29 protein-coding genes are annotated in these 26,957 nt (G+C 44.8%); 20 read left to right on the top strand and 9 right to left on the bottom strand.

Annotated features, from left to right (window positions below; translation table 11 throughout):
* Nucleotides 1-3 precede the first annotated feature (3 nt).
* The 3 genes from ACSX1A_RS00450 to ACSX1A_RS00440 all read left to right on the top strand — a co-directional run bounded on the left by ACSX1A_RS00450 (nt 4) and on the right by ACSX1A_RS00440 (nt 4,709).
* Entirely contained in the window at nt 4-1,110 is a 1,107-nt protein-coding gene (locus tag ACSX1A_RS00450) for a PepSY-associated TM helix domain-containing protein (RefSeq protein ID WP_439881633.1), read from the top strand.
* Between the two features lie 240 nt (nt 1,111-1,350).
* Entirely contained in the window at nt 1,351-2,943 is a 1,593-nt protein-coding gene (locus ACSX1A_RS00445; RefSeq protein ID WP_439881632.1) for a hypothetical protein, read from the top strand.
* Nucleotides 2,944-3,011: 68 nt separating this feature from the next.
* Nucleotides 3,012-4,709, top strand: a complete 1,698-nt coding sequence (locus tag ACSX1A_RS00440; protein ID WP_439881631.1) for a hypothetical protein — start codon at nt 3,012-3,014, stop codon at nt 4,707-4,709.
* 74 nt (nt 4,710-4,783) lie between these two features.
* Here ACSX1A_RS00440 and ACSX1A_RS00435 read toward each other — a convergent pair whose 3' ends face one another.
* The 4 genes from ACSX1A_RS00435 to ACSX1A_RS00420 form a co-directional block, all read right to left on the bottom strand.
* Complete coding sequence (locus ACSX1A_RS00435; protein WP_439881630.1) at nt 4,784-5,533, bottom strand: SDR family NAD(P)-dependent oxidoreductase; 750 nt, start codon at nt 5,531-5,533, stop codon at nt 4,784-4,786.
* 3 nt (nt 5,534-5,536) lie between these two features.
* Nucleotides 5,537-6,214, bottom strand: a complete 678-nt coding sequence (locus tag ACSX1A_RS00430) for a porin family protein (RefSeq protein ID WP_439881629.1) — start codon at nt 6,212-6,214, stop codon at nt 5,537-5,539.
* Nucleotides 6,215-6,261: 47 nt separating this feature from the next.
* Nucleotides 6,262-6,984: a bifunctional demethylmenaquinone methyltransferase/2-methoxy-6-polyprenyl-1,4-benzoquinol methylase UbiE gene (ubiE, locus tag ACSX1A_RS00425; protein WP_439881628.1), complete on the bottom strand. Its 723-nt coding sequence runs from the start codon at nt 6,982-6,984 to the stop codon at nt 6,262-6,264.
* A gap of 133 nt (nt 6,985-7,117) precedes the next feature.
* Nucleotides 7,118-9,160 carry an OmpA family protein gene (locus ACSX1A_RS00420; RefSeq protein ID WP_439881627.1) on the bottom strand — a complete coding sequence of 681 codons (2,043 nt, stop codon included), beginning with the start codon at nt 9,158-9,160 and terminating at the stop codon, nt 7,118-7,120.
* Nucleotides 9,161-9,684: 524 nt separating this feature from the next.
* On the opposite strand from ACSX1A_RS00420, the gene yihA reads away from it, so the two are divergent.
* From yihA to ACSX1A_RS00400, 4 genes are all read left to right on the top strand, one after another.
* The gene (gene yihA / locus ACSX1A_RS00415; protein WP_439881626.1) at nt 9,685-10,290 is read left to right on the top strand and encodes a ribosome biogenesis GTP-binding protein YihA/YsxC; all 606 of its coding nucleotides are present in this window, start codon (nt 9,685-9,687) and stop codon (nt 10,288-10,290) included.
* A 75-nt stretch (nt 10,291-10,365) separates the two neighbouring features.
* On the top strand, nt 10,366-10,770 hold the full coding sequence (locus tag ACSX1A_RS00410; RefSeq protein WP_439881625.1) for an energy transducer TonB: 405 nt from the start codon (nt 10,366-10,368) through the stop codon (nt 10,768-10,770).
* Between the two features lie 21 nt (nt 10,771-10,791).
* Complete coding sequence (locus tag ACSX1A_RS00405; protein ID WP_439881624.1) at nt 10,792-11,262, top strand: DUF5606 family protein; 471 nt, start codon at nt 10,792-10,794, stop codon at nt 11,260-11,262.
* Nucleotides 11,263-11,347: 85 nt separating this feature from the next.
* Entirely contained in the window at nt 11,348-11,656 is a 309-nt protein-coding gene (locus ACSX1A_RS00400; RefSeq protein WP_439881623.1) for a hypothetical protein, read from the top strand.
* Nucleotides 11,657-11,664: 8 nt separating this feature from the next.
* Here ACSX1A_RS00400 and fbp read toward each other — a convergent pair whose 3' ends face one another.
* Entirely contained in the window at nt 11,665-12,669 is a 1,005-nt protein-coding gene (gene fbp / locus ACSX1A_RS00395) for a class 1 fructose-bisphosphatase (RefSeq protein WP_439881622.1), read from the bottom strand.
* Between the two features lie 89 nt (nt 12,670-12,758).
* Here fbp and ACSX1A_RS00390 point away from each other — a divergent pair, with 89 nt between their 5' ends.
* From ACSX1A_RS00390 to ACSX1A_RS00370, 5 genes are all read left to right on the top strand, one after another.
* Nucleotides 12,759-14,018: an aspartate kinase gene (locus ACSX1A_RS00390; protein ID WP_439881621.1), complete on the top strand. Its 1,260-nt coding sequence runs from the start codon at nt 12,759-12,761 to the stop codon at nt 14,016-14,018.
* Nucleotides 14,019-14,155: 137 nt separating this feature from the next.
* The gene (locus ACSX1A_RS00385; RefSeq protein WP_439881620.1) at nt 14,156-14,392 is read left to right on the top strand and encodes a hypothetical protein; all 237 of its coding nucleotides are present in this window, start codon (nt 14,156-14,158) and stop codon (nt 14,390-14,392) included.
* 86 nt (nt 14,393-14,478) lie between these two features.
* On the top strand, nt 14,479-15,252 hold the full coding sequence (locus ACSX1A_RS00380; RefSeq protein ID WP_439881619.1) for an enoyl-CoA hydratase-related protein: 774 nt from the start codon (nt 14,479-14,481) through the stop codon (nt 15,250-15,252).
* Nucleotides 15,253-15,446: 194 nt separating this feature from the next.
* A complete protein-coding gene (locus ACSX1A_RS00375; protein ID WP_439881618.1) occupies nt 15,447-15,911 on the top strand; it encodes a Fur family transcriptional regulator in 465 nt (154 codons plus the stop codon).
* Between the two features lie 30 nt (nt 15,912-15,941).
* The gene (locus ACSX1A_RS00370; RefSeq protein ID WP_439881617.1) at nt 15,942-16,574 is read left to right on the top strand and encodes a peroxiredoxin; all 633 of its coding nucleotides are present in this window, start codon (nt 15,942-15,944) and stop codon (nt 16,572-16,574) included.
* Nucleotides 16,575-16,732: 158 nt separating this feature from the next.
* Here ACSX1A_RS00370 and ACSX1A_RS00365 read toward each other — a convergent pair whose 3' ends face one another.
* Nucleotides 16,733-17,362 carry a class I SAM-dependent DNA methyltransferase gene (locus ACSX1A_RS00365; RefSeq protein ID WP_439881616.1) on the bottom strand — a complete coding sequence of 210 codons (630 nt, stop codon included), beginning with the start codon at nt 17,360-17,362 and terminating at the stop codon, nt 16,733-16,735.
* A complete protein-coding gene (locus ACSX1A_RS00360) occupies nt 17,352-17,885 on the bottom strand; it encodes a GNAT family N-acetyltransferase (RefSeq protein ID WP_439881615.1) in 534 nt (177 codons plus the stop codon). Before ACSX1A_RS00360 ends, ACSX1A_RS00365 begins: the two co-directional genes overlap by 11 nt.
* A gap of 455 nt (nt 17,886-18,340) precedes the next feature.
* Between ACSX1A_RS00360 and ACSX1A_RS00355 the strand changes: the two genes are divergently transcribed.
* The 3 genes from ACSX1A_RS00355 (at nt 18,341) to ACSX1A_RS00345 (ending at nt 21,346) form a co-directional block, all read left to right on the top strand.
* The gene (locus ACSX1A_RS00355) at nt 18,341-19,594 is read left to right on the top strand and encodes a 3-deoxy-D-manno-octulosonic acid transferase (RefSeq protein WP_439881614.1); all 1,254 of its coding nucleotides are present in this window, start codon (nt 18,341-18,343) and stop codon (nt 19,592-19,594) included.
* Nucleotides 19,591-20,514 carry a ribosome small subunit-dependent GTPase A gene (gene rsgA, locus ACSX1A_RS00350; protein WP_439881613.1) on the top strand — a complete coding sequence of 308 codons (924 nt, stop codon included), beginning with the start codon at nt 19,591-19,593 and terminating at the stop codon, nt 20,512-20,514. Before ACSX1A_RS00355 ends, rsgA begins: the two co-directional genes overlap by 4 nt.
* Nucleotides 20,515-20,644: 130 nt before the next feature.
* Complete coding sequence (locus tag ACSX1A_RS00345) at nt 20,645-21,346, top strand: SDR family oxidoreductase (RefSeq protein WP_439881612.1); 702 nt, start codon at nt 20,645-20,647, stop codon at nt 21,344-21,346.
* Between the two features lie 78 nt (nt 21,347-21,424).
* Here the strand turns inward: ACSX1A_RS00345 and ACSX1A_RS00340 are convergent, their stop codons facing one another.
* A complete protein-coding gene (locus ACSX1A_RS00340) occupies nt 21,425-22,102 on the bottom strand; it encodes a fasciclin domain-containing protein (protein WP_439881611.1) in 678 nt (225 codons plus the stop codon).
* A gap of 121 nt (nt 22,103-22,223) precedes the next feature.
* On the opposite strand from ACSX1A_RS00340, the gene ACSX1A_RS00335 reads away from it, so the two are divergent.
* A complete protein-coding gene (locus ACSX1A_RS00335) occupies nt 22,224-22,682 on the top strand; it encodes a peptidylprolyl isomerase (protein WP_439881610.1) in 459 nt (152 codons plus the stop codon).
* A 284-nt stretch (nt 22,683-22,966) separates the two neighbouring features.
* The gene (locus tag ACSX1A_RS00330) at nt 22,967-24,274 is read left to right on the top strand and encodes a dicarboxylate/amino acid:cation symporter (protein ID WP_439881609.1); all 1,308 of its coding nucleotides are present in this window, start codon (nt 22,967-22,969) and stop codon (nt 24,272-24,274) included.
* Here ACSX1A_RS00330 and ACSX1A_RS00325 read toward each other — a convergent pair.
* On the bottom strand, nt 24,252-24,983 hold the full coding sequence (locus ACSX1A_RS00325) for a hypothetical protein (protein ID WP_439881608.1): 732 nt from the start codon (nt 24,981-24,983) through the stop codon (nt 24,252-24,254). The genes ACSX1A_RS00330 and ACSX1A_RS00325 overlap by 23 nt on opposite strands.
* 243 nt (nt 24,984-25,226) lie before the next feature.
* Between ACSX1A_RS00325 and ACSX1A_RS00320 the strand changes: the two genes are divergently transcribed.
* The 3 genes from ACSX1A_RS00320 (at nt 25,227) to ACSX1A_RS00310 (ending at nt 26,915) form a co-directional block, all read left to right on the top strand.
* Nucleotides 25,227-26,054 (top strand): CPBP family glutamic-type intramembrane protease, encoded by an 828-nt coding sequence (locus ACSX1A_RS00320; RefSeq protein WP_439881607.1) that lies wholly within the window; start codon nt 25,227-25,229, stop codon nt 26,052-26,054.
* A gap of 100 nt (nt 26,055-26,154) precedes the next feature.
* Nucleotides 26,155-26,619, top strand: coding sequence for a hypothetical protein (locus ACSX1A_RS00315; protein WP_439881606.1), 465 nt, complete (start codon nt 26,155-26,157; stop codon nt 26,617-26,619).
* A gap of 2 nt (nt 26,620-26,621) precedes the next feature.
* Nucleotides 26,622-26,915 (top strand): hypothetical protein, encoded by a 294-nt coding sequence (locus ACSX1A_RS00310; protein ID WP_439881605.1) that lies wholly within the window; start codon nt 26,622-26,624, stop codon nt 26,913-26,915.
* The last annotated feature ends 42 nt before the right edge of the window (nt 26,916-26,957 follow it).

Below are 26,957 nucleotides of genomic sequence, written 5' to 3'. Positions count from 1 at the left end.
AATTTGAAAAAGCGTATTAAACGTTCCTTTTCCATACATCATTGGTGTGGCCTGATAGCCGGGATCTTCATCCTGGTTATCAGCCTTTCCGGTTCTATACTTGTTTTCGATGACCAAATAGATGAAGCTACCTTTGCCAGGGAATCAACACTGGAGTCACCTGCGCAAAAACTTCAGATAGATAACTCCTATGAGTGGGTAAGGCAACAGAATCCGGGTTGGGAGATCCGGATCCCATCTCTTCCTGCCACACCGCACGACGCACTGCATTACGAACTCCGGCAGGGCCAGAAGCGCAGGTGGATATTTGTACACCCCGAAACCGGTCAGGAACAAGCAACAGTTGCACAGGCACACAACCGTTTCACATACTTCTTATTAAACCTGCACTATAACCTGCTGTCGGACACCCCAGGCAAGTTTGCTGTACTGCTTGTAGGCATTGTCCTGCTGCTGCTTACAGTTACCGGCTTTATACTTTACCGGAGGTCGATCATCAAAGTACTAACATTCAAACAAAAGATATCCACCAAAAGCCGGCGCAGCTTTTACTCCGGCTTGCACCGTGTTGTTGGAGTATGGGCGCTGGTTTTTAACCTTCTGATGTGCATTACCGGAATTTCACTTGCTATAACGGTAGTGAATAGCGCACTAAAAGGAAGCAGCACCAGTTCCATCAGCACACCTGCGATACCCACTTCGATAGACGCTGCCCTGGTAACTATCAAAAGTACTTATCCAGACTTTGAGGTAATGTATGTCCGTTTCCCAAAGAATGAGGAGGGCAAACTGCAGTTCCTGGGCCACCTTAAAGAAGACCCCTCCTACTATGGCCGGATATATAGCAGTGTTCAGGTAAATTACCGGACAGGTAGTATCGAAACTGCTGATTTTTTGCGTGAAAAACCTTGGCTGGACAGGCTTCTTACTGTACTGCACCCAATCCACTTTGGTGATTATGCCGGTTTGTTCGTGCAGCTGCTGTACTGCTTTTTTGGTCTGATGCCAGGCATCCTTTCCATATCAGGTTTTGTTATCTGGTATAGCCGGTTAAACAATTTTAACGCTGATAAGAAAGGGCAGGTAGCTGTAGCAAGGGCAATAAGGTAAAGTAAATCCATTGAAAAGTATAAAGCCCGTGGTCACAGTTTGAGTTAACTGCGACCACGGGCTTTTTTGCGTCTGTACAATCCTTTAATACACTGTTAGCTAAGCCTATCCTTCGGCAATGGCTCATACCTTCCACATGGCTATATATCCTGTTACCTAAACTTCAACCCCCGTTCACATGAAAACATTATACATTTTTTACGTTAGATAGAGCTGATTCAACAGACTTATTACTATAATATGAATATTCGCCTTTGGCAAATTACCCTTATACTGCTCCTCACCCTTTCAACTGGCTGTGTACGGAAAAACTTCTTTGCTGAAACACCCCTTGTGGACCAAACAGTATATGAGAAGCTGAAAACTGCGCCCCTGGACGTGGATAGTGTTACAGTGAAGGCTGGCAAGCACTATGACCGGAGTTTTGTACATAACCTATTCTGGGGCAAGCATTACCGGCCTGTCTGGGATGCACCTGTTACTGTGCCGGTCTTTGATATGGATTCTACAAAGGGTGGCTTATCGTTTGTAAAACTTGGCGGGGGGTACCAGACTACCAGTATGACCCTTAAAGATGAGGAGGGCAACCTGTACGCACTCAGGTCAATTGATAAGGACCCACAGAAGGTGCTGCCCAAAATATGGCGCGACACTTTTGTTTTAAACATCCTCCGAGACCAGACATCAGCCGCAAACCCCTATGGTGCATTTGCAATACCGCCTTTGGCCAACGCTGCCGGCATACCCCACTCAAATCCGAAGCTTGTATATGTACGCCCTAACGATAACAGTTTTGGCGAGAACAAAGACAGGTTCAGTAACCGGCTTTTTATGATCGAAGAAAAATTTGACGATGATGGCAATATTCCTCCCTCGCTTGGCAACGCCGAAGATATAGTTAGTTCCGGCAATATGCTGAATAACCGTTTTGAGGATAATGACCACTTCATAGATCAGGTTTCCTTTGCAAAAGCACGCTTACTGGACATACTCGTGAATGACTGGGACAGGCATGAAGGGCAGTGGGAATGGGCCGAGTATGATAAAAACGGAGAACATTACTATAGACCTATCCCTAAAGACCGGGACAACGTTTTCTTTCGCTTCCAGGATGGCATATTTCCTTGGTTGTTCAGCCGCAACTGGGGCATCCGCAAATTTGAATCCTTTGACGAAGACTTTAATGATGTATACGCACTCGCTATAAATTCTAAGTTTATAGATCAAAGGGCATTAGCTGGCCTCAATCGCCAGCAGTTTGATTCCCTGGCCCATGAGCTGCAATCAGCCGTTACTGATAGCGTCATCTCAGAAGCCGTACACCGTTTCCCGGATTCAGTGTATAAACTGGTAGGCGAAAGTATAAAAGAAGACCTGATAAGCAGAAGGGACAAGCTGGACAAAGCTGCAAACAAGTTTTATGAGATACTGGCCAAAGACGCATTGGTGGTAGGTACTGATCAGGAAGAAATCTTTGAAGTGAACCGCTTGGATAATGAGCGAACGGAGGTGATCGTAAAACGGGGATCAGATAAAAAAGTAGTATACCATCGTATATTTTTACGCTCTGAAACAGAGTCCATTACCTTACATGGACTGGCCGAGGACGATAAGTTTTTTGTTAATGGCAAAGTTGGTAAAGGGATCAAGGTAAACATTTTTGGCGGACGGGGCGAAGACGAGATAACAGATACTTCGGATGTGAAAGGCTGGAAGAATAAAACGTGGGTTTATGATACCAAGCGTGGAACTGTTCTGAATGGCGGCCCAACCACCAAGGACAAAAGAACAAATGATGTGCGCATACATGCATTTGACCGTGAAGGCTTTTGAGAAAGGAAATGCATTACCGATAGACTACCCTTTCTAACTCAAAGGGTGCGCACACTTTAAATAGAACTATGAAGTTAAATTTTAAATATAATAACGGACAAATCGTACAATGCCACGAACTCGCCGGCAGTGGTCGTTTGCGCTTTTCCACTCCGGTACTAATGTATTTCATAAGCTTACTGCTGCTTGGTGCCAGCGGATGCAGCGACCGCTTCAGGCATTCTGTTCAACAAGTGCCCAAACCTGCCAGCGTGTCTGCCATTGTTCCCGATTATACTGATAGCACAATAACAGTTGCTGCCGGCAAGCACTATGGCCGTAGTTGGTTGCATACATTTTTTTATGGCAAACACTACCGTGACGTATGGACCACCCCGGTACAAGTTGATGTATTAGACATTGGCAAGGCGAAAGGTGGCCTCCGGCCGATAGAAATGGGTGGGAGCCGGCAAACCATTAACCTCCGCCTGAAAGACCCGCAAGGCACAGAGTACGTGCTCAGGTCTTTAGACAAGGAGCCTGCCAGCATTCTGTCAGAAAAACTACAACAAAGTTACCTGGCCAATATTGTACGGGATGCCACATCTGCCACAAACCCTTATGGTGCCCTAACTATTCCGCCCATGGCAGCTGCCTTGCATATTTACCACACAGATCCGGAGTTGGTCTTTATACCCCATGACCCCAGGCTTGGTGATTTTATGAATAAGATTGGGGGCACACTGGCTCTACTGGAAAGGAGGCCGGACGGAGACCAGTCTAATAATGCGCTCATGGGCAATTCTCCAAACGTTGAAAGCACGCAATCGGCATTAACTGAGCGCCTCACCGACAACGACACCCGCTTTGACGCACGCTTTTACCTGCGGGCACGCATGCTGGACATGCTGATCGGAGACTGGAGCAGACACGAAGATAACTGGCGATGGGCAGAGTTTGAACATGATGGCAAGGGCAGCACTTACAAAGCCATACCAAGAGATAGGGATAATGTGTACTACAAGCTGGAAGATGCGCCCATTCCATGGCTTTTTATGCGTTTAGGCCTGAAACCGCATTTCCAGACCTTCCGGAAGAACCTGAAAAACATAGAAAAGCTGAACCGGAGCGGGCGGAACCTGGATGAGCTTATCCTGGCGGAGTTAGAGCTTAGCGATTGGATAGAAATAGCTGACAGTGTACAAGCCGCCCTTACGGATCAAGTGCTGGCAGAAGCTGTCCACGCCATGCCAGAGCCAATTTACCAGTTAACCGGACCCGACATACTTACGAAGCTAAAAAGCCGCCGGGCACAACTACCCGAAGCTGCACGCCAGTATTTTAATGTTCTGGCGAAAGAGGCGCAGCTGGTTGGTACCGACAAGTATGAATTATTTGAAGTGGAAGCGCTCACACCTGGAAAGGTGCAGGTAAAAATGTTTAAGATGACAAAAGAGGGTGAAGTCAAAAAACTGCTTTTTGAGCGCGTATTTGATGCAAGCACCACTAAAGAGATAAAAATATATGGCTTAGGCGGCGAAGACAGGTTCGTGTTGAAAGGCCATGCAAAGCCTAACATTAAAATTAGTATCTGGGGTGGTGCCGGAGATGATGTTTATGAGTCCCTGGCAGATTTTGGTGAGTTTGGGAAACGAGTACACATTGTGGACTCAAAGTACAGAAACGTATATCATGTAAACAAAAACGTTTCAGTGGATATAGATGACAACTTGCTGGCAAAAGACTTTAATGCCGAAGGCTGGCTGCTGCGCTACTATCTCGACTAACTAATTTAGTCCTATTCTTTCAAGAGTAAATAAAATGCCCCTTTATCTTATATGCAGGTAAAGGGGCATTTTGTTTACTCTTTTACAACGATAGTGGAGGAAGCCTGCGCCGTAGGCAGAACCAATACTTCGGCTAAGTTAACATGTGCAGGCCTGCTAACTATAAAGCTGATCAGTTCGGCAATATCCTGCGCCTGTAAAGCCTCATAGCCCTGATACACTGTGGTAGCCCGCTCAGAATCTCCTTTAAATCGTACCTCAGAGAATTCTGTCTCAACAAGGCCAGGGTTTACTTCAGATACTTTTATACCTTCTTGCACCAGGTCAATGCGCATGGACTTAGAGATGGCGTCTACGGCATGTTTGGATGCACAGTACACGTTACCGTTCGGGTATACTTCTTTACCGGCAATAGAGCCTATATTCACAATATGGCCTTTTTTATGCTTAAGCATCAGGGGCAGTACCGCATGGCTAACGTATAGAAGCCCCTTCACGTTGATGTCGATCATAGCATCCCAGTCCTCCAGGGAACCGCCTTGAAAAGGAGCCAGCCCATGCGCATTTCCAGCATTGTTTACCAGCACTTCCACTCGTTTCCACTCTTCCGGCAGCGAGTTTACAGCTTCCTGCACAGCTTCCTTATCGCGAACATCAAAAGCCAGAGTGTAAACAGGAACTTCAGTAATTACCTGCTTCAGTTCTTCCAGACGCTCAGTTCTGCGGCCTGTGGCAATTATCTGATACCCTTTATTTGCCAGCTCTATTGCAGTAGCCCGGCCAATACCAGACGTGGCACCTGTAACAAATGCTATTTTTGCCATATTTTACTCGAAATGAAGTATTAAAGAAACATTGTGATTGGTCAGCTTCTTGAGGCTGTTGTTGTAGATGCTTTCGTTAGAAACATTCTGATTTAACAAGCCGTGTGAGAAACGGATTTCAGGGGCGAACTTAAAGAAGGGATAAAAAATATCCACCCCAAAACCGTATTCTATAGCCAGGTCAAAATTGTTTACCAACAACTCATTTTCTGCATCGTCGCCGCTCCGGGTGTTGCCGAGGTCTATACCTGGCTTTACACCTCCCACCAGGTACATTCTCATGTTGTTATCCCGGCGTTTGGCTTTATACTTCAGCAACACGGGTAGCTCGATCATGGTAGAACTGATCGTCTTGATCACATCCTGGCGTTCGCCAGAGCTCTGAGGTGCATTGGTATATTCTATAGAGCGGCCATAAAAGCCTACCCCGGGCACAAAACGCGCATTCAGGTACTCAAAAATACGCACGTCCAAAACAAGGCCGGTATAGAAACCCGGTGATACCTTCGCATTAACAGCCATGGTGCCTTCTCCAGCGGGGTCAGCCGCTACCTGATCAGCATATTCCTGCGAATGTGTTATGTTATACTTGGTGATCGGTACAGAGAGGTAAAAGCCGTAGTGCACCACTTTATCGTCGTAGCCAGGCTTGTTTAGTCCCGATATTTTCTTTTGAGCCATTACTGAATTGCTGCCAAGCAGCAATAGTAGCACAAAGCCCAAAAACTTTATTTTTTGCCTGTGTAGATAGAACTGATCCCGAATGTGAGTGAATGCCATTTCGTGCTTTTAAATCCAACTTCCTTAAATATGCTTAAAAAATCCTCACCATCCGGAAATGCCTGAACTGACTCCGGAAGATAAGTATAAGCGGCGTTGTCTTTTGAAACGAGTTTACCTACCACCGGTAGTATATTCTTAAAATAAAATTGATAAAGCTGTTTCATCGGAAAGCTGCGTGGCTTTGAGAATTCCAGTACAACGGCAGTCCCCCCTGGCTTCAGCACTCGGTTCATCTCCGATAGGCCTTTTTTCAGGTTCTCGAAATTACGTACTCCAAAGGCCACAGTAATTGCATCGAAGGTATTGTCTTCAAAGGGCAGGTTCTCGGAGTCTCCGTACTTTAATTCAATTTTATTTGTCAGTCCTTTTTTCGACAACTTCTCACGTCCTACGGCTAACATGCCCTCAGAGATGTCTACCCCTACAATTTTATCCGGGTTCAGGCGTAGTGTCTCAATTGCGAAGTCGGCAGTGCCGGTCGCAATATCCAGTACAAATTTTGGTTTCTCAGGAGCGAGTAAGCTGACAGCTTTTTTGCGCCAGATAATGTCAATGCCAGCACTCAGGAAGTGGTTCAGAAAATCATACTTGCCAGCTATGTTATTGAACATAGTTGCCACCTGTGATTTTTTGTCTCCGTTCTGGTCTTTATATGGTACTACCGCCATGGATTATTCAAAATTTTATGAGGGCAAAAATACTGTTCCTAAAACTATAATCCGCGGAATATGTTCTGAAATATAAAAAAACTGGCTGCGCACACCTGTGCAGCCAGTTCTTAGCATTCCTGTTTAAGTCACTTTATTGGCTGATCTCCTCTGTATTCAGTGCTGCGTGGTCTGCCAGGTCAGATTCGTCTGCGTGTATCACCCTTATCTCTACCCTCCTGTTAAGCTGCATGTTGCTAGCAGATGCATTCGGAACGCTTGGCTTATCTTTTCCAAAGCTTACTTTTTGCATCCGTTCCGGAGCCACTCCCTGCTTTATCAGGTAATTATAAGCGGCCTTCACACGATTTCTGCTGAGGGCATTGTTGTAATCACTACTCGCCCTGGAATCTGTGTGTCCCTCTAAGCTTATTTTCAGCTCCGGTTTTAACATGAGTATACGCGCCACCTCATCCAGTTTATCCTTAGACTCCGGCCTTAACATAAAAGAATCAGTGTTGAACAGCAGGTTCTCAAATACAAATGCTTCTGCTTTTTGCAGATCTGTCAATACCTCCGGAGATGAAGAAACTGTATCTGTATCTAATGTAGCCATCAGGATCTCGGTCTGTGGCAGGTAGAAGTTGTGAACAAGGCTCGTATTGGTATTCAGTACCATGGGTACGTCCAGCTCCAGTGTTGCCACTACTTCACCTTCTTTGCGTACTTCCACTTCATAAGTTCGCCCGGAAAGTAAGCTAACGTTAAAGCGGGCAGAATCCAGGCTGGTAAAATCCTGGTACTTCAGCAATTTCCTGTCAGCCTGCTCCGATTTAAATACCAGCTCCATGCCCTGCACCGGCACATTACTACCCTCGGTAAAGAGCTGCCCCTTCACTTCTACTTTCCTGATATAGTTAATCGTATAGATATCCTTTTCTCCGTAACCTCCTATGCGGTAAGATGACAGATAGGCATAACTTCCATCTGGGCTTAAGCGGTAATAAGTATCATCATCAGGCGTATTGATCGGGGTGCCCATGTTTTCAGGCGTACTCCAGCGCCTGGCTACTGAATCATATTTTGATGAAAAAATATCGAACCCGCCCATGGTGTTGTGCCCTTTAGATGAAAAGAACAAGGTGCCATCCTGTGCCAGGAACGGACTATCATCGTCATAAGGAGTATTGATTACTTGCCCGAGGCTTTTTGGCTCTCCCCATGTACCGTTCTTGTTTCGCTGCACCATGTATATATCCAGGTCGCCCTTTGCAGAATAATGATTGGTGGAGTAATACAGGGTTTTACCATCCGGGGTGATAAAAGCATCAGACTCAAAATCATGGGTATTCACTTTATCGCTGATACTTTCAGGGGCTCCCCAAGTGCCATCCGGCTGCCGCTCCGAAACCATAATGTCACTGTTGTTCTTTTTATCGGATCTGTACAGCAACATTTTTGTATCGTGGTCAAAAAGCTGAATGGAGGCATCGTGCCCGGTACTGTTTAAAGATCCGGAAACGACACGGGTCTGCTCCCATTCATCACCTGAGATTCTCCTGGTTTCAAAGATATCTTCATAAAACTCCCCGTCTATTGCCTCCTTGCCCGTAGCTTTTTCACCGCGCGAGGTAAATAGCAGGTAGTTATAATCTGATGAGATTACAGGGCTGTGCTCTGAATAAGCCGTGTTAATAGTACCACCAAGGTTCTTGACAAATACATCTTTCGGGCTGGCTACCTCCTTCTTAGCGTTCAGCGCGTGCTGTATCAGTTGGTCAACTTCCTTACTCCGGTCTTCCTCTCGTTTAGTGAGCTTGGCCTGATAACTTTTGAAGTATTCAATAGCTTCATCAAAGCGATAGTTAATGTGATAAACCTTGCCTAACCAGAACTGAAGTTCACGATCTATTTTCGGGTTTAGCTCCTGGGCCCGATCCAGGTAATCAATCGACTTCTCTTTATCAAAAGCCATATAGCTAATGCCTGCCTTATAAAGTACCTTTACATTATCAGGGTCATTGGCCAGCACTCTTTCGAAATATGGAATTGCTTCGCGATAATTTTCTTTCTCAAAAAGTTTTTTACCGGCTCTTAACTGGCTTCCCGTACTTTGTGCTAATACCACTTGCGTGAAGAACCAGAAAAAGGGCAGGAAAAGTAGTATGCGTGGAAACATTCTGTTGAGATTGTTCATGCTTAGCTGCGACAAGATGATTGTAATTGGCTGCAAAGATATGAAAACTGTGAAACAACTATACTAAATCCCATCTAAGCGTTTGATATTTAACAACAAACAAACTATTTCACCCAAAAACACTTCACGATTTGATCAGCTATAAATATAAATTATCAAATTAAGAATTATGTTTAAATAGTTTAAAGCGAATTTAAATAGTAATTAATGTTTGTAGAAAAATTGCCTTTAAATTGAAATATTTTTTCAAATTTAAAAGCTAAATGAGCTCGTTTTTACTTGCCGCAACAACTACTGTAGGCATTAGTAACTAACTTATGCCTATAAAGCAGTGCAATTATGATTATAATCTTTTAACTCAATGTCCGTTGTTATAAATGCTTTAGCCGCCGCCCAGGTAAATAGGGTTTGAAAAAATAAGCGTAACTTTGATGCCTTAACACAGCGCGCACAAATGGCTCTACATGGTTATTTGTGAAGTTAACAGTTGGGATGTGTGAAGATTAACAATACCAATACAAAGCATGATAATTAAAGAGGCAAAGTTTTTGATGAGTAATACCAAAGTGGAGTTGTGCCCGGCACCTGATAAGCCGGAATATGCTTTTATTGGTCGCTCAAATGTTGGAAAATCGTCGTTGATTAACATGCTTACAGAGCAGAAGGGTTTAGCCAAAACATCTTCTTCGCCTGGTAAAACTCAGCTTATCAACCATTTTCTTATCAACGATAACTGGTACCTTGTCGATTTGCCAGGATACGGTTATGCCAAGGTAAGCAGGAGCTCGAGAGATGAGTGGAAGAAAATGATTAACTATTATTTTCAGAAGCGCGAAAACCTTACCTGTGTTTTTGTTTTGATCGATGCCCGGCACGAACCCATGAAAGTTGACCTGGATTTTATAAATTACCTCGGAAACATGGGGGTGCCGTTTGTGATCGTGTTTACAAAGCTTGATAAGCAATCGTCTATCAAGACTGACTCAACCATAGGCGCATATACGCGTAAATTGCGGGAAACCTGGGACGAATTGCCCCGCATGTTTAAAACTTCGGCTGAAAAGAAGATCGGTCGTGAGGATATTTTAGAATTTATTGAAGGAATTAATAGCCAGATGCAGCAACAATAGCTGCACCGCTGATTTACAACAGGTTATTTCTTGTACCTTAAACGTGAACCAGAAATTTTTTAATTGTTTATCCCTATGAAAATCAAATTCTCATTTTTGTTTATTTTATTTGCCTTTGCAGCCCTTTCCGTCTCTGCCCAATCAGGTGAGGCTAAGAAAGAAGAAGCACAGGAAGCGAAAGTATGGACGCCTGAAAAAACACCTCCATTAGCCGAACATTATGAAGGCGGCCTGGAGGCAATGTATAAGGCTATTTATAAGGAACTGACTTATCCTGCCCTTGCTAAGCGTAACCGTGTTCAGGGCGAATGCATTATCGGTTTTACGATTAATGAAGATGGCTCAACCTCTGATTTTAAAGTGCTCCGTAATGTAGGCGCTGGTACAGGAGAAGAGGCGCTACGCGTGGCTAAGCTACTAAAATTCAAGTCTCCGGGTTATAGCCTGAATGGCAGCATCCCGATCTTGTTTAAACTATAACAAAACAGTTTATACTTTATTATGCCTATTGATTTAAGACAAGTTGCCGCCATTTCTGGCTTTGGAGGTCTTTACAAGATTGTAAAGCCAACACGTACAGGTGTTATCGTGGAGAGCTATGAGGAAAACCCTAAAACCATGGTTGCGCAGGCACGCCATCGTATGTCGCTGCTGGATGAGATCTCTATCTATACAACCGACGAAGAAGGCACTGTGCCTTTGGCTGAGGTTTTTGAACGCGTACACGAGAAGTATGGCGATAACCTCCCGCTAAGCGAAAAGCCAAGCAACGAGGAGTATAAAGAGTTCATGAGCGAAGTGCTTCCTACTTACGATGATGACCGTGTTTACGTGTCTGATATGAAGAAGCTGGCAGCATGGTACCTTATCCTGAACAAGTACGTAGGCTTTGCCGCAGCGGAAAAAGAAGCAGAGACTGCCGAGGCTGAAACAGAAAAGCCGGAAGCCAAGCCTGCTAAGAAAAAGAAGTAAAATACCCCATTAAAAAAGAACGCCTTCCGGCAACGGAGGGCGTTCTTTTTTTGTAAAAGTATGAAACCTGCCTTATACTTGAAGTATGCAACACAAGCCAGCCATTATCTCCAGCACGACCAGCCATTTGCAGAAGTTGTTTTCTGTTGAAAACCTGCCTGCTACTAACCTCGAGGCCCTTCATTTTAAATTAGCACGCGTCGTGCAGCACCTGCTCATCTCTGACCTAAGCCGCCTGCTGCACATACTCTACCGCGTTGATGTGGAGGAGCGCCTGGTAAAAGAGGCCATGATTGCCGATGACACTGAGATTATTGCAGAGCGCATCGCACGACTCGTAATTAAACGCGAACTCCAAAAAGCGGAAATAAGACAACAGTACAGCAGCAGATAAGGCCGCTACTATACCGTCACCTCTGCTTTCAAGAACTCCTCTACCTTATCCACCATATCAGTAGAACCGATAATTAACGGACAACGCTCGTGAAGTTCCTTAGGCTCTAGCTCCATAATGCGCTGCGAGCCGTTAGTGGCCTTGCCCCCTGCCTGTTCTACAATAAAGGCAAGTGAGTTACATTCATACATCAGGCGCAGCTTTCCGTTAGGCGATTTGGCTGTTGAAGGATATATATAAATACCTCCTTTTAATAAGTTACGATGGAAGTCGGCTACCAACGACCCAATATAACGCGCAGAGTAGCTTGACTCTTTACAATATGCCAGGTAGTTCTTAACACCCTCCGGGAAACTGTTAACACATCCTTCATTGCAGGAGTATACAGTACCTGTGCGTGGTGTAACAATATTTGGGTGAGACAGGAAAAACTCTCCTAAAGACGGATCATAGGTAAATCCGTTTACGCCATGGCCCGTTGTATAAACAAGCATGGTTGAGGATCCGTAAATCACATAACCTGCCGCCACCTGGCGCGTACCATTTTGCAGGCAGTCCTCCAGGGTACCTTCATTCCCGGTATCGGATGTTCTTCTGTAAACTGAAAAAATTGTTCCGATCGAAACGTTCACATCAATATTTGAAGACCCATCCAAAGGATCCATGGCCACAACATATTTACCTTTGATGTTTCCAGTCTGGATAATATTTTCTTCTTCTTCCGAAATGATGGCACAAACTTCTCCCCCGTTGCGCAAAGCCCTGATAAACCTGATATTGGCAATCACATCCAGCTTCTGCTGGTCTTCGCCTTGTATGTTCTGGTTACCGTATGCCCCGGTAACATCAAGTAATCCTGCACGGTTGATCTCCCGGTTTACGATCTTTGCGGCCAGGGCAATGTCGCGAAGCAACTGTGATAACTCTCCTGTTGCATATGGAAAGTCTTCTTGTTTTCTCATAATGAACCTGTCCAGGGTGGTTCCAACAGGTAAGGCTAGCTTGTCATTCATAAATTAAATATTAATCAGTCTACAAAAATATCAATTTTAGGCAATATTACTAAGTCTATATATTTTTACGGTACATGAGCAACGAGAGGATGAAAGTTTACAAATTTGGAGGCGCCTCAGTAAAGAGCGCGGCAGCATTTAGAAATATTGCACACATCGTTAAAAACTACGGAGGCACAAAGCAGCTATTGCTCGTTGTTTCAGCGATGGGCAAAACAACAAACGCCCTGGAGCACCTTTTTGAGCTGGCATACCACCAGCAGGATTTTGAGTCAGCTTATGATCAATGTATCACATATCATCGGGAGGTGACACAGGAGCTAATTCCAGAAAGAGACAACCCTGTGCATGAGCGGTTAGAACAACTTTTCTCACAACTTCAGCAACAGCTGCAAAAAACTTCTCCTGGAGCTAACTACGATAAAATGTACGATCAGGTCGTAAGTTTCGGAGAAATGTTTTCGTCTACTATACTTCATTACTTTTTACAAACCGTAGCGCTCCCTAACCAATGGATTGATAGCCGGAAGTATATACAAACAGATGACAACTGGCGTGAAGCCAAAGTAGACTGGGAATGGTCGGAACGGCTGATGAAACGAGACCTGCCTGCCATACTGGACAAGCAGTTAGTAGTAACGCAAGGCTTTTTAGGCGGCACCATTGATGGGTTTACAACCACACTGGGGCGCGAAGGATCTGATTTTAGCGCTGCAATTTTCGCTTATTGCCTCAATGCCAGCGACATGTACATCTGGAAAGATGTGGAAGGACTGCTGAACGCCGATCCGAAGTATTTTAAAGAAACAATCAGGTACCCGGAAATTTCTTACCAGGAGACTGTGGAAATGGCTTATTACGGAGCTTCTGTTATACATCCTAAAACGATCAAACCACTGGCAAACAGAAAAATACCGCTCTACGTAAAATCTTTCCTGAACCCGGCTGCGGAAGGCACCAGGATCTGCGATTGCCGGTTTGATAAAATTGCCCCTGCTTATATCATCAAAGAAAACCAGTGCCTTATCTCCTTCAGTGTGAAAGACTTCGCCTTTATTTCTGAAAAGTCTTTGGGCACTATTTTTAATGCGCTGTCACAGCTACGGATAAAGATCAATATGATGCAGAATTCGGCTATTTCCTTTTCCATCTGCACTGATTTTCAGCAGGAGCGTGTGCAGCGGCTAATCCAGACACTGCACGACCAGTTTGTGATTTACTATAACACGGATCTTCGGCTTTTTACTGTCAAAAACTATGATACAGACAGTTTAAACACTATTCTGGTTGATAAAGAAGTGCTGCTGGAACAACGGACGCGGAATACTTTTCAGTTTGTAAGCAGGTAGATCGCGGAATAAATTTTGATAGGTAATTCCTCTTTTTAATTAAAAAATATTCCTATAAATATTTGTATATTTTTAAAATAAAATATCTATTTTGCATGTAGTAAATCAATTGTCATTTACCATCACCTTTACCTGATATGCAACCGGCCGAAAAACTCACCCCGACATTTGCCTTCAAATTGGCTGCTTTATCAGTACTACTTATTGTTGGAGTAGTTCTTAAGAACTCAAAAGTTCCTCAGGCTTCAGCTGCCCAAAACATTACGAACCAGATGGTACCGGTTTCTGATGATCGGACCCATGATACTTTACAGCTGCAACACCCATACTATAAGGTAGTAAAAGACCAACTTGCTAATTCCGCCTCTATTTAATACCAGCCCTACCTCCGCAGGGCTTTTTTTATGCTTGTTCAAAAACCGTAACTTGAGGCTTCATTATCAGAAGACCCAATAAACCTATGGAATTTATACTTGTTACTCCCCAGGCGCAGCCACACGTAGCGCTAATCCAACTTAACAGGCCAAAAGAACTGAATGCGCTTAACCTGCAACTGATGGGCGAACTGCGCGATGCCCTGAAAGAACTTGACGAAAACCAGGAGGTTCGCGCAATTATCATCACAGGGAATGCCCGTGCTTTTGCAGCCGGAGCAGATATCAAGCAAATGGCAGGCAAGACAGCTATCGACATGTTAAACGTCGATCAGTTTTCGACCTGGGATCAGATCCGCAAAACAAAGAAACCTATTATAGCAGCTGTATCCGGTTTTGCTTTAGGCGGAGGCTGCGAACTGGCAATGACCTGCGATATGATCGTGGCATCTGAAACAGCTATGTTCGGGCAGCCAGAGATAAAAATTGGTGTAATGCCCGGAGCAGGTGGTACGCAACGCCTTACAAAAGCCATTGGTAAAGCGAAAGCCATGGAAATGGTACTCACAGGTAAATTTATGACTGCCGATGAAGCTGAAAAACATGGCTTGATCAATCGTGTGGTGCCTGTAGAACTGTACCTGGATGAGGCTTTTAAACTGGCTGGCGAGATAGCTCAAATGTCACCGGTGGCAGCAAAACTGGCTAAAGAGTCAGTTAACCGAGCTTTTGAAACACAACTTGACGAAGGACTGCACTTTGAGCGCAAGAACTTTTACTTATGCTTTGCCTCTGAAGACCAGACAGAAGGCATGAATGCCTTTATAGAGAAACGTAAACCAACGTTTAAAGGCAGATAAAATGAATACCTAAAAAAGGTGGAGGCATTGCCAGCAGGATGCCTCCACCTTTTAACTGCTTTCCCAAAAAAGCATGGATACAACCTGTAAACACACTTTGTTCTATTAATAACAAATCAGACTTGCACCCGCAGAAAGTATGCCTTACCTTTGCAACACAAATTCCTAAATAGGAATTTTTCTCATTTAAAGGAGTGCAGCAACTGGAAAGAAATACATTACGAGAGCGAATTTTGAAAAGTGGTCTTAAAGCCACCCATCAGCGCATTGTAGTGTATGAAGCACTGGTGCAGCAGCATGATCTCCACCCCACCGCCGAAGACCTTTACCAATACCTGAAGCCTGCAAATCCAAGCATATCACTGGGTACGGTCTATAAAACCCTGGATAGCTTTGTAGAAGCCGATCTTATTAAAAGAGTGCTGACCGAGGAGGGCGGTAAACGGTATGATGCCAATACAATAGCGCATAGCCACATTTATTGCAGCAATACACGCGAGATCATTGATTTTGATGATCCGGAGCTGGTGCAGCTGTTATCCGATTACTTTAAAAAGCAGCATGTTGAGAATTTTGAGATCAAAAGCTTTTCGGTGCATTTAACAGGTAAAAAGGTGGAGGCAGACAAAAAGATCATTATAAAACAGGTTAATAAATAAAATTGTCAAACTTTAAAAACTATATATCAAATGGCAGTATTAGTTGGTAAAAAAGCACCTTCTTTTAAAGCAACAGCCGTAGAAAACGGTGAATTTGTTGAAGATTTTTCATTAGAGCAGTACCTGGGCAAGAAGTATGTATTATTCTACTTCTATCCTATGGATTTCACTTTTGTATGTCCTACTGAGATCATTGCATTCCAGGACAGAATGGAGGAGTTTGAGCGTAAGAACGTAGCCGTAGTAGGTTGTTCTACTGACACACATTTCTCTCACTTTGCATGGTTAAACACTCCTAAAGAACAAGGTGGTATAGCCGGTGTAAATTATCCTTTAGTAGCTGATGCTACTAAAACAATCGCTACGAACTACGATGTGCTTGCAGGTCACTATGAGTACAACGAAGAAGGAGAAATGACTTTTGTAGGTGAGCCAGTAGCTTACCGTGGTCTTTTCCTAATCGATAAAGAAGGCGTAGTACGTCATCAGGTTGTTAACGACATGCCACTTGGCCGCTCTGTTGATGAAGCGCTTCGTATGATTGACGCGCTGCAGTACTTTGAAGAAAAAGGCGAAGTTTGCCCAGCAAACTGGTCAGAAGGCAAAGAGGGAATGCAAGCGACTAAAGAAGGCGTTTCAAACTATTTAGCAATGCTGAATTAATACGTGAAAACATATTAATAAGTGAAAACGCCCCGGCCTAGGTCGGGGCGTTTTTTTTACTTCAATTTCCACTTCCAAAGTCCACTTTATACTATAGCTTGCCTGCACCTATACATTAGCAAAAGTATCTTCAGTTAACTGAGCCTGTGGTACGCCTCTTATACTTTTTGCAGTACAACAGCTAGAATACGGGGTAAACCTGTTCGGATATTATCATCAAAATATTCATTCACATCCCACAATCGTAGTCCATACTTTTTGGCTGCCTGCACAAAGTCTGACAAATGATGGGTAAAGCACGTTACCACCTGTATGCCCTCATCCGTATCGAACCGGGCTTTAGAGCCGGAATACTGCTTGAACGGGTGTAGCTCTCCAATATAAACATAGCCGCCTTGCAGTAGTGCGTCAGAAGTCTTTTCAAATATAGGGTCAAGATTCTCGATGTGCTCCAGCACCAGACTGAAGCTAACGAGATCATAGGTAGTCTCTTTTTTAAATGACCAGTCCGCTAGTATATCAGCCTGAACAAAGGAAACCTTGTCTGATCTTACTTTTTCTCTTGCCTTAGCCAGCATTTCCCCAGACAGGTCTACAGCCGTAACATGCCTTGCCTGTTGCACCAGCCACTCCGTATTTTTACCTGTGCCACAACCAATTTCAAGGCATGTGTCAAATTCAATTTCGGCTAAGGCAGCACGCAAAGCTACTCCTTCCAGGTCCCGTGTCTTGTTTTGGTTGGTGTCGTATTGAGATGCCCAGCTGTCATAGGCTTGTTCAATGCTCATCTTTGAATGCATTTAAGTTAATACCGCTGCTGCTCTGATCATCCAGTTCTTTCAACATCCAGATATTACAGGCAAAATGGCCTGAGTTACCCAGCGCGTGAGGCAAAGGCTTAAATCCGGCTTTTTCATACATACTTACGGCTTTGGCCAGTTCCGGAAAAGATTCGAGGTAGAGCTGCTTATACCCTAGCGCTTTGGCCAGCTTTATACTTTGCTGCAGCAGCCTGTTACCAATCCCTTTACCCCTGGCAGTTGCCGACAGGTAAAACTTCACCAGTTCGGCACAACCATCCGGCAAGCCTTCTGTTGGGTACACGCCGCAGCCTCCTACCAGCACACCACTTTCTTCTGCTACCAGGTAAGCGCTGCCGGAGTGCCGGAACAGTTGGTACAAAGCATCTGTCGTAGGGTCTGTGTAGACAGTACCTGGCTTATCTATCCTGAATTCTCTGAAAACAGTTCTTATCAGCGTTGCCAGCGCTTCGTTATCTTTTTCTTCAACTGGCCTTATGGTTATGTCCATGCTATTTTTGAAAAGTACTACCCGGGGTCTGCTCTACTACCTTTTCTTGCAACAGAGCCTTTGGCATCAGGCTTCATTTAATTGACCTGATCCTATCACCTTAGTAGTATAAATGATATTGATGGCAAGGCTAATTTAGCTTATTCCCCCTGTCAAGCGCAAACACTGGCTTTATTTTATCTTTCCGACATTCAGCCTGCAACCCTCCTTTTTAAACTACAGCCTAACAGAAAATCTGAAAGCAATGTGTTAAAACGCAACGATTACCGATAACAACTACTACATCCCTGCTGTCCTAAACTCTGCTTCTCCTATAAAGTACAGTGCCTTTTGAGACTATCCTTTCACAATCCCCTATATTTGCATTTAGAACTGCAAGAGTTGATCACACAGGATGCAGCCCAGACAAGCATTGAACAGCAAGTAAAGTCTGGCAAAACTATAAAGTGTAAAAATTGAAGTTACTTTACGATATCGGACTGAAAGCTTACGGAGCAGCCATTGCACTTGCAGCACCTTTTAATGAAAAGGCAAAGCTGATGCAACAGGGACGTGAGCGGCAGTTCGAGAAGCTAAAACAGGCTTTTGAAGCTAACCAGGCGCAAGTAGCATGGTTTCATTGTGCCTCCCTGGGTGAGTTTGAGCAAGGGCGTCCGGTAATGGAAGCATACAAAACGGAATTCCCTGATCATAAGATACTGCTGACATTCTTCTCCCCTTCCGGTTACGAAGTCCGTAAAAACTATACCGGTGCAGATTATATTTTTTACCTGCCCCTGGATAGTGCCGCCAATGCCAAACGCTTTCTGGATATTACCAAGCCGAAAATAGCACTATTTGTCAAGTATGAGTTCTGGCATTATTACTTGCTGGAGCTGGAGCTGCGCAATATACCGGTGCTTTCGGTATCGGCCATTTTCAGAAAGGATCAGGTTTTCTTTAAAAGCTATGGCGATTTTTACCGTAGCATCCTGCGCCGTTTTACACATATTTATACCCAGAATACCAGTTCGCTGGAGTTACTGCACACGATAAATATCAACAATGCCAGTATAGCCGGTGACACACGTTTTGACCGGGTGCTGCAAACTGCCGCCTCTGTAAAGGCCATACCTTTAGTAGAGGCTTTTGCAGCAGGTAAAGACGTATTTATGGTTGGCAGCAGCTGGCCCGCTGATATGGAGGTCCTGCTTCCACTTTTGCGGCAACACAGTTCAGACCTTAAATTCATTATTGCACCTCACGAAGTAAATGAGGCTAGCATACAAACGCTGATGCAGCGCCTTGATAAGAAAGATACTATTCGTTTCTCACAAGCATCCGAGGCCCTTGTGGCTGACTATAAGGTGCTTGTGATAGATAACATTGGTATGCTCTCCTCGCTTTACAGCTACGGCACCTACGCTTATGTTGGCGGGGCTTTTGGAAAAGGGCTGCACAACACCCTCGAAGCAGCAGTATTTGGATTGCCGCTGTTCTTCGGACCTAAGTATGATAAATTTCAGGAGGCAAAGGACCTGGTAACACTGGGTTGCGCTTTCCCAGTAAAAGATGCTGACGAACTGCTACAAAAATTTGAGCAGGTATTTAAAGTGCCGGGCAGGCACCAAAGCATAGCTGACAAAGAAATAACTTACGTAAAAGAGCAGGCAGGCGCCACTGCCAGAATCATGGCGGACATTAAGAGCTTGTTTAGACAGAATAAATGAAAGGAGTTGTAGTAAAATCGACGGGTTCGTGGTACCTGGTGCGCGACGCAGAAGGTAAATTGCACCGTGCCCGCCTGCGTGGTAAATTTAAACTAAAAGGGATGAAGGTGAGCAACCCGCTTGCCGTTGGCGACAATGTGGAGTTTGACCTCGAAGATATCGAAGAAGCAACTGCCGTGATTCACAAGATAGTGGATCGTGAAAATTACATTATCCGCCAGTCAACACATAAAACAGCTTATTCGCATATTATTGCTGCCAACCTGGACCAGGCACTGCTGATTGCCACACTGGCTTCGCCACGTACATCATTCGGTTTTATCGATCGTTTTTTGGTAACTGCTGAGGCATACGACATTCCTACAACCATTGTGTATAATAAAACTGACATGTATGATGAGGAAATGCAGCATTACCAACGGCAGATCAGTCATATGTATGAGCAGATCGGGTATAACAGCCTGGCTGTTTCAGCTAAGACCAACGAAGGGATGGATGCCCTGCAGGAACTGCTTCAAGGCAAAACTACTTTGCTTTCCGGCCATTCCGGTGTGGGCAAATCCACGCTCATTAACTTGATCGTACCAGACCTCGAATTAAAGACTTCTGAGATCTCAGATTTTTCTGACAAAGGCGTGCATACCACTACCTTCGCCGAAATGTTTGAGGTAAACAAAGATACCTACATCATAGACACGCCCGGTATCAAGGAACTCGGTATAGTAGATATTCCTGCGGCTGAACTGGGGCATTATTTCCCGGAGATGCGCAAACGCCTGAACCAGTGCCGTTTTAATAACTGCACGCACTATAACGAACCCGGCTGCGCCATTATAGAGGCTGTTCGCCATAACGAAATTTCACTTACCCGCTACGAAAGCTACCTAAGCATGCTTCAAGGCGCTGATAACCGGAAATAATGTTGGGTGAACACCTAGTATGGTTGCTAAAAAATCAAAACCCAGGCACTGGACTCAATGCACGCACTGCCTGCTAACAATTATGCCTGCTCCCCGTTAGTTTAAGCGTACATGTAACACATTTTAGGCTATGAAACTTAACAACGCGAATATTTTAATTACTGGTGGCACTTTAGGGATAGGCCATGCCACAGCCAGGTTATTGATCGAACACGGAGCAAACGTGGCTATTACAGGTCGTGATGAAAAACGAACCCTTAAAATGGCCCGGGCTATTGGAGCCAAGCCAATAACGGCTGATGTAGCCAATCCTGAAGATGTTAAGCGAACATTCAAAGAGTTTATGGAGGAGTACGGCCGACTGGATGTACTCATCAACAATGCCGGTATCGGTGCATCAAAAAAAGTGGATGAACTTACTGTAGAGGACTTTGAGAAAGTATACCGCGTAAATGTTTTTGGCGCTGCAATGATGGCGGCACAGGCAGCCAAAATTTTCCAAAAACAGAACTACGGCAACATTATTAATATTGGCTCTACGGCAGCCACTAACGGATACGAAGGGGGTTCCGTTTATGCCTCTTCAAAAGCCGCCATCAGAAGCATGACCCAAAGCTGGCAAAAGGAGCTCCGCAAGCACAATGTGCGCGTTATGCTGATAAACCCGAGCGAAGTAACCACGGCATTTGGCAACCCTGACAGGGAGGAACGTGATACAGAGCCTAACAAATTAAGGGGCGAAGAAATAGCCTGGGCTATTAAAAGTGCTTTGGAGATGGATAATCGTGGGTTTATTCCAGAACTGGCCGTGTGGGCAACAAATCCGTTCTAAGGGCAAGACATAAAAAAGCGCCGCAGCTACTAATGTAGCTGCGGCGCTTTTTTATGTCTTTATAATACAATGTATAGTTTACTTCTCGGCCGGCATCAGCACTTTGTTTATCACATGGATCACACCGTTATCGCTTTGCGCATTGGCAATAATAACCTCCGCTCCATTGATCATTATTTTATTATTGCGCTTGGTCACTTTGAGTTGTTCGCCACCCACAGTTTTAAGCATTGCCCCGTCTTGCAGATTATCTGCCGTAAGTCTGCCAGCCACAACATGGTTGTTAAGTATTTCTACCAGTTGCTGTTTGTTCTCTGGCCGCATCAGGTCTTCGATAACATCATCGGGCAATGCATCAAAAGCCTCGTTTGTTGGTGCAAATACCGTATAAGGTCCGGTTGCATTCAAGGTTCTTACCAGGTCAGCTTTTCTGAGAGCCGAAGCCAGCGTCGTTAGTGTTGGTGCCGAAGTAATATTTTCTACGAGTTTTTGAGAAGGCATCATTTCATGGCCACCTACATCAGGGTCGGTCATGGTCAGGTCTACTTCTTTGGTGCCACCCTCAGCCTTACCCCCTCCTGCTATACGGCCGGGAGTATTCGGGTTGGTCATCTTTGCTTCCTCCTGCGCACCCGGATTAGGTTTTGTTTCCTCTTGTATAGGATTTTCCATCCTTTCCTCATTATTCCCACAGCTAAAGAGCATCGTGCTGCACAACATGGAAATACCCAGTGCAAATAATTTCGTTCCTTTCATAGTTGGTATGTTGGTTCTTAAGTTTCAGTTGACACCGTTTCGATGTCTTTTAGACTTCTTAAACTATAAAATGTGTACTTTTGTTGTAATACTTTGTTTTACAGATTAACAGATAAAATTTATGAAAACCGCAGAAATCCATACTGGCAAGGGTGTCATGAAAGTTGAGTTCTATGAAAAGGACGCTCCTAAAACAGTACAAAACTTTATAGATCTGGCAAAAAAAGGCTTTTACGATGGCCTTACGTTCCATCGTGTACTTCCTGATTTTGTGATACAGGGAGGTTGCCCTAACTCACGCGAAGGCGCTAAAGGAGTGCCAGGAACCGGCGGCCCGGGCTACAAGATCGATTGCGAATTAACTGGTGAGAATCAGTACCATGACCGTGGCGTATTAAGCATGGCTCATGCTGGCCGTAATACTGGTGGTTCGCAGTTCTTTATCTGCCATAGCCGTAAAAACACTGCTCACCTCGACCGTAACCATACTTGCTTTGGCAAAGTGGTGGAAGGCCTGGATGTAATTGATCAGATCAGAGCAGATGATAAGATCGAAAAGATAGTGGTAACAGAGGAATAGACCTGTTTCCAGTACTAGCTGAATTTTAAAAGCCGCTCTTGGAGCGGCTTTTTTACATAATAGCCGTATTTCATACGGTACTATTCGCGGTTATAAGGGCATCTTTCTAACATTTGCCCCTCAAAATAAGTATTTATGCGTAGCTTTACTTTAAAGCTAATCGGTACCCACAGGGGAATTCCTTTGCCCACCCCGGCTTTAGATGGTACCAGGCTCTGTATATCATACTTATACTTTACTAAATTCGGGTGCCTGCCTCTGGCCGCACTCCTCGCTGGTACTATATGAAAAAACTTGCTTTACACTGGCAGATTCTGATAGGCATGACACTTGGCGTGCTTTGGGGAATCCTTGCCAGCACCCTTGGCCTGGTTGAGTTTACGATCGACTGGGTGAAACCCTTCGGAACCATTTTTATCAACCTGCTAAAACTTATTGCCGTGCCGCTGGTACTGGTATCCCTGATAACAGGTGTTTCCAGTCTTAGCGACATCAGCAGGCTCTCCCGCATCGGTTCTAAAACAATTGGCATTTATCTGCTGACGACCGTACTGGCCGTCATTCTGGGTTTATTCCTGGTTAACACATTTGAACCCGGAAAAGCTTTCTCAGCAGAGAAACGGGATGAGTTTAAGGAAGAGTTTGCCTCTACTACTTCACAGAAATCAACAGACGCAGCCGCAGTTGAACAGCAAGGGCCCTTACAGCCACTCATCGATATTGTACCAAGTAATATTTTTGGCTCTCTGACCAACAACGGAGCCATGCTACAGGTAATATTTTTTGCCCTGCTCTTCGGCATTGCCCTGATCATGATACCACCTGATAAAGCAGCCCCTGTTAACGACTTTTTTGAAGGAGTAAACCTGGTCATCCTCAAGATAGTGGATATCATCATGAAAACTGCTCCATACGGTGTGTTCGCCTTGTTAGCAGGACTCGTTGTAGAGTTTGCCGGCGACGACCCCGGATCAGCTTTTGAGTTACTTTTGGTGCTTGGCTATTATTGCCTTGTAGTGATTGCAGGCCTGGCTCTGATGATCTTTATCGTGTATCCTATCCTGGTGACAACCATTGGTAAGACACCCTATAAAACTTTTTTCGAAGGGATATTTCCTGCTCAAATGCTTGCTTTCTCTACGTCATCGAGTGCTGCCACTCTGCCTGTTACCATGGAAAGATGTGAGCAGAACCTAGGTATCAACAAAGAAATAACCAGCTTTGTGCTGCCGCTTGGAGCCACCATCAACATGGACGGCACCAGCCTTTACCAAGCTGTAGCTGCCGTATTTATTGCACAGGCCTATGGTATCGATCTGGATATTATGGCACAGATAGGAATCGTGATGACCGCAACGCTTGCCTCGATTGGTGCAGCCGCTGTACCCGGGGCCGGAACTGTAATGCTTGTGATCGTATTGCAACAGGCCGGCATACCGGTAGAAGGTATTGCCCTTATACTAGCCCCTGACCGCATACTGGACATGCTTCGCACTACGGTAAATGTAACCGGCGATGCCACAGTAGCTATGATGGTGGCCCGAACTGAGGGCCAGTTACATCCGCCTGTTAAAGAGACAACAGTAGTATAGCGTATAAAAATGCTCCCAGTGCAAAGGCCCAGTAGCGGCTTTTGCGCTGCTCGGGCAACTCCTCCTTCAGCACATTCAGAATAACTCCCCCACCTACAAAAGAAAGCACCAGCACAACCAGCGTATGCGAAAGTTCGAGCAGGTAACCTGTGCCCCAGCCTACCACCAGTGCCAGCACTAATACCCACCGCCCATATTTCCTATACCGTTCGTGGTGGTGCTCCTGCAAACCGAAATCGTTTACAATAAAGTGCAGCGCCATGGCTACAGAAAACAGGATCAACTGCTGCATCGAACCTTCCTCACGGGTAAACAGAATATAACCAATCAACGCGTTATACACTGAGAAAGAAGCTATGTGCAGCCAGAACATGCCCGGAGGCGGCTTATTTTCCCCTTTCTTCTCCTGTTGCTCTTCTTTGGCAGCTACTATTTTACGCTCAAGTCCATAAAACACGCTAAGTCCTATCAGCGCCATAATATAGACGTGATGCCGCAGAAAGCCCTCTCCAACAAATGCCCGCTCCACATGCTGCTGCCCCTCGCTTAACTCCGGGAACAGGTGCAGAAAAACATAAGCCACAGAAACACCCCCTGCCATTGATAACCACACGCTACGGGGCACCCCTGCCAGAAACCGAAGCCTGGTACCAAAGAAATGTATGATTGCCAGCACAAGAACCGGCCAGATAGACACATGTTGCTCCATAGGCTACAACTACTCTCTTTTTTGGATACAAGTTGTTTAAGGCATTAACAGAGAGGGCTGTAATTCTGGCGCAGGCTGGCAGGTAATTTTAGCTAACCAGCTGATTTTCTGCATTAATTTGCACATTTTTCTATGTAAAACAGGCAAATATATGTTAATTTAGATACTAAGAGTTGGGAAGGGTTTTCTTAGTTATACTTCCTAATAAGAGTAAAAAACAATTGACCATTAAAACGATTGACGATGGAGCATGTTAAACCACAGTCAAAGCTTGCCGGAATTGCAGGCTTCTTTACTTTAAGTTTTGCCTTTTCCTGGCTGGTTTGGGGAGCAGTACTTGCATTTCCGTTTCCCGATGAACTGTTACTTCCTTTAATAATCTTTGGCGCCTTTGGCCCTACTTTCGCAGCCATTTTCCTGGTGCAGCGCTATTACAGTTCAGAAGCAAAACACGAATTTTGGAATAGGGTAATAAGTGTAAGGCGCATCGGCTGGGCCTGGTACCTGGTCATCTTCCTGATCTTTCCGGCTATTTACCTGCTTGGCTATTACATTTACTCGTTTTTCGGAGGTGTGCAGCCACCGGTAGAGAGTTTGTTCAGCGGCCTTGAAACTCCTGCTGATTTCCTGGTATTTGCCCTGATCATGCTGCTGGGTGGTCCGGTTGCTGAGGAACTTGGCTGGCGTGGATATGTGCTTGACCCGCTACAGAAGAAGTATGGATCTGTGATGGGGAGCGTTGTGCTGGGTATCATTTGGATACTGTGGCACCTACCGCTGTTCTTCATTGAAGGCACATCTCAAAACGCAAAAGGTTTTGGTGTGCAGTTTTGGTCATGGTCTTTCCAACTGATCGCTATTTCCATCATCTTCACCTGGGTTTACAATAACACCAACCGAAGTATACTTGCCGCTATCCTGCTACACCTTATGGCCAATATGTCTTACCCAACTGACCTGGAGCCGATGGGAGAGCTTATTTTCACAGCTGTACGCATAGTGGTAATTCTGGCAATTGTGCTGGCCTGGAAGAGAAAGGTAACCCCACAGAGTGAGTTGGCTGTAGCGTAGAATTTTATAGGTTTAAGATAATCTTATTATAATGGAGTAAAACAGAAGTGCTCCGTTTATACTATAACTGATCAGAACTAACTAATTACAAAGCCAAGGAATGCAAATTATTGAAACAGTTAGGCGCCCAAGTGTTGAGCAGAACGAAAAGCTGACAAAAAAATATTCTCAGTTTGAGATGCTGCTTGATGAGTTGAGAAAACGGGAATTACCTGCTGACATCACGCGCTCGATCAACAATGAAGTTGAGCAACTCAACGCCTTTTCAGGCTCAGACAAAGAACTGCTGAAAAAGTTGAATCAATCTCAGACAAGCATTCTGAAACTGGTTGAAAAAGAACTCAAGCTCGTGCCCAAAAAACATTACCAGAACATGTGGATGGCAGTTGGAATGGCAGCCTTCGGTATCCCGTTTGGAGTAATGTTCGGAGTAAGCCTGGGGAATATGGGATTTTTAGGAATAGGTCTACCGATAGGTCTGGCAATAGGAGTTGCTATAGGTACTTCAATGGATAAAAAGGCTCTTGAAAGCGGCAACCAACTGGACATAGAGATAAAGCCCTGAGTATGGACCTTGCCACCTTCAGAAACACCCTGCACGCTGACGCTCCACCTCCGGATGCATCCGTATACCTGCGGGCACTGTGGCACGAAGCAAAAGGAAATTGGGATGAGGCCCATGGCCTGATACAGGAACTGACCGATAAAAGTGCGGCCTGGATTCATGCGTACCTGCACCGCAAAGAGGGCGACACCTGGAACGCTGACTATTGGTACAGCAAGGCCGGAAGAAAAAGACCACAGCAACCATTTGAAGAAGAGTGGGAAAGTATGGTAACCGAAATGCTTGAAGAAGTATAAAAGAAAAGGCAAAAGTTTAACGCTTCTGCCTTTTCTTTTAGC

Origin of the sequence: Pontibacter sp. MBLB2868 (genome assembly GCF_051904785.1) — a bacterium.
GTDB lineage: Bacteria > Bacteroidota > Bacteroidia > Cytophagales > Hymenobacteraceae > Pontibacter.
Note: the sequence above shows the minus strand (reverse complement) of the source record. Positions and strands in the feature narration are given on the sequence as shown.

Excerpts from the sequence above, each read along its gene's own strand:
- ACSX1A_RS00445 (WP_439881632.1), top strand. The coding sequence starts at position 1,351 with ATGAATATTCGCCTTTGGCAAATTACCCTTATACTGCTCCTCACCCTT.
- ACSX1A_RS00440 (WP_439881631.1), top strand. The coding sequence starts at position 3,012 with ATGAAGTTAAATTTTAAATATAATAACGGACAAATCGTACAATGCCAC.
- ACSX1A_RS00435 (WP_439881630.1), bottom strand. The coding sequence starts at position 5,533 with ATGGCAAAAATAGCATTTGTTACAGGTGCCACGTCTGGTATTGGCCGG.
- ACSX1A_RS00430 (WP_439881629.1), bottom strand. The coding sequence starts at position 6,214 with ATGGCTCAAAAGAAAATATCGGGACTAAACAAGCCTGGCTACGACGAT.
- ubiE (WP_439881628.1), bottom strand. The coding sequence starts at position 6,984 with ATGGCGGTAGTACCATATAAAGACCAGAACGGAGACAAAAAATCACAG.
- ACSX1A_RS00420 (WP_439881627.1), bottom strand. The coding sequence starts at position 9,160 with ATGAACAATCTCAACAGAATGTTTCCACGCATACTACTTTTCCTGCCC.
- yihA (WP_439881626.1), top strand. The coding sequence starts at position 9,685 with ATGATAATTAAAGAGGCAAAGTTTTTGATGAGTAATACCAAAGTGGAG.
- ACSX1A_RS00410 (WP_439881625.1), top strand. The coding sequence starts at position 10,366 with ATGAAAATCAAATTCTCATTTTTGTTTATTTTATTTGCCTTTGCAGCC.
- ACSX1A_RS00405 (WP_439881624.1), top strand. The coding sequence starts at position 10,792 with ATGCCTATTGATTTAAGACAAGTTGCCGCCATTTCTGGCTTTGGAGGT.
- ACSX1A_RS00400 (WP_439881623.1), top strand. The coding sequence starts at position 11,348 with ATGCAACACAAGCCAGCCATTATCTCCAGCACGACCAGCCATTTGCAG.
- fbp (WP_439881622.1), bottom strand. The coding sequence starts at position 12,669 with ATGAATGACAAGCTAGCCTTACCTGTTGGAACCACCCTGGACAGGTTC.
- ACSX1A_RS00390 (WP_439881621.1), top strand. The coding sequence starts at position 12,759 with ATGAAAGTTTACAAATTTGGAGGCGCCTCAGTAAAGAGCGCGGCAGCA.
- ACSX1A_RS00385 (WP_439881620.1), top strand. The coding sequence starts at position 14,156 with ATGCAACCGGCCGAAAAACTCACCCCGACATTTGCCTTCAAATTGGCT.
- ACSX1A_RS00380 (WP_439881619.1), top strand. The coding sequence starts at position 14,479 with ATGGAATTTATACTTGTTACTCCCCAGGCGCAGCCACACGTAGCGCTA.
- ACSX1A_RS00370 (WP_439881617.1), top strand. The coding sequence starts at position 15,942 with ATGGCAGTATTAGTTGGTAAAAAAGCACCTTCTTTTAAAGCAACAGCC.
- ACSX1A_RS00365 (WP_439881616.1), bottom strand. The coding sequence starts at position 17,362 with ATGAGCATTGAACAAGCCTATGACAGCTGGGCATCTCAATACGACACC.
- ACSX1A_RS00360 (WP_439881615.1), bottom strand. The coding sequence starts at position 17,885 with ATGGACATAACCATAAGGCCAGTTGAAGAAAAAGATAACGAAGCGCTG.
- rsgA (WP_439881613.1), top strand. The coding sequence starts at position 19,591 with ATGAAAGGAGTTGTAGTAAAATCGACGGGTTCGTGGTACCTGGTGCGC.
- ACSX1A_RS00345 (WP_439881612.1), top strand. The coding sequence starts at position 20,645 with ATGAAACTTAACAACGCGAATATTTTAATTACTGGTGGCACTTTAGGG.
- ACSX1A_RS00340 (WP_439881611.1), bottom strand. The coding sequence starts at position 22,102 with ATGAAAGGAACGAAATTATTTGCACTGGGTATTTCCATGTTGTGCAGC.
- ACSX1A_RS00335 (WP_439881610.1), top strand. The coding sequence starts at position 22,224 with ATGAAAACCGCAGAAATCCATACTGGCAAGGGTGTCATGAAAGTTGAG.
- ACSX1A_RS00330 (WP_439881609.1), top strand. The coding sequence starts at position 22,967 with ATGAAAAAACTTGCTTTACACTGGCAGATTCTGATAGGCATGACACTT.
- ACSX1A_RS00325 (WP_439881608.1), bottom strand. The coding sequence starts at position 24,983 with ATGGAGCAACATGTGTCTATCTGGCCGGTTCTTGTGCTGGCAATCATA.
- ACSX1A_RS00320 (WP_439881607.1), top strand. The coding sequence starts at position 25,227 with ATGGAGCATGTTAAACCACAGTCAAAGCTTGCCGGAATTGCAGGCTTC.
- ACSX1A_RS00315 (WP_439881606.1), top strand. The coding sequence starts at position 26,155 with ATGCAAATTATTGAAACAGTTAGGCGCCCAAGTGTTGAGCAGAACGAA.
- ACSX1A_RS00310 (WP_439881605.1), top strand. The coding sequence starts at position 26,622 with ATGGACCTTGCCACCTTCAGAAACACCCTGCACGCTGACGCTCCACCT.